2 protein-coding genes are annotated in these 831 nt (G+C 45.7%); one reads left to right on the forward strand and one right to left on the reverse strand.

What is annotated here, in order from left to right; all coding sequences use genetic code 11:
- Window positions 1–605, forward strand: a 605-nt coding sequence (locus tag P5674_RS25375) for a group II intron maturase-specific domain-containing protein (RefSeq protein ID WP_315670440.1), incomplete at its 5' end; no start/stop codon positions are given.
- Here the strand turns inward: P5674_RS25375 and P5674_RS25380 are convergent.
- Window positions 602–831: hypothetical protein (locus tag P5674_RS25380; RefSeq protein WP_315642845.1), on the reverse strand; the 230-nt coding region annotated here is incomplete at its 5' end. The genes P5674_RS25375 and P5674_RS25380 overlap by 4 nt on opposite strands.

The raw sequence follows: 831 nt of genomic DNA on the forward strand, positions 1-831 counted from the left end.
CACCTCAATCAGCCCTGATAAGCAAACTAAACCCAATTATTCGGGGATGGTCAAATTACTATTCAGGGGTCGTCTCATCAGAGACCTTCGTTAAGCTAGACCATATAACCTGGCTAATGTTACGGGCATGGACAGTATCAAGATGCGGAAAGGCAAACCACGAAAAGCTAACAAACTATTTCAGACATGGAACGGTTAGACTTAGTAATGCGAAAGAAAGGCATGAATCTTGGTTATTCCAAACTAAAGATGGATTCCAACTATGGAAACATAACTGGACTCCATTGGTCAGACACACCCCAATACGCCCCGATGCAACACCCTACGACGGAAACTGGACTTACTGGGCAACCAGAAAAGGACAAGCAATCGACACGCCTAACAGGGTAGCAAAACTACTCAAAAAGCAAAAAGGCAAGTGTAAATGGTGTGGATTGTATTTCGCACCAACAGATATAGTTGAAGTAGACCACATTGTACCTCGAAGCCAAAGCGGAAAGGATGAATACAAAAACCTTCAACTACTACACCGCCACACCCGCGATGATAAAACGGCACTTGACAATGCCAGAGCTGTATCCTTAACAATGGAGCAGTCAGACTAGGAGCCGTATGAGGTGAAAGTCTCATGTACGGTTCTGAATGGGAGGGAATGGAGGCGACTCCATTCTCGACCCCTAATGGTTTGCCAGGATATAGTCGGGGATTCCTGGGGGGTGATTAAGCGATCGTGAAACCAGACTATTGCATAAAATCCGGTAATTTCTGGCTCCTGCCGGAAATTACTCCTCACAGAGTCTGCAAGATGCAGGTCCAGGATTAGACCTACGT

This window comes from Limnospira sp. PMC 289.06 (genome assembly GCF_032350395.1).
GTDB lineage: Bacteria > Cyanobacteriota > Cyanobacteriia > Cyanobacteriales > Microcoleaceae > Limnospira > Limnospira platensis.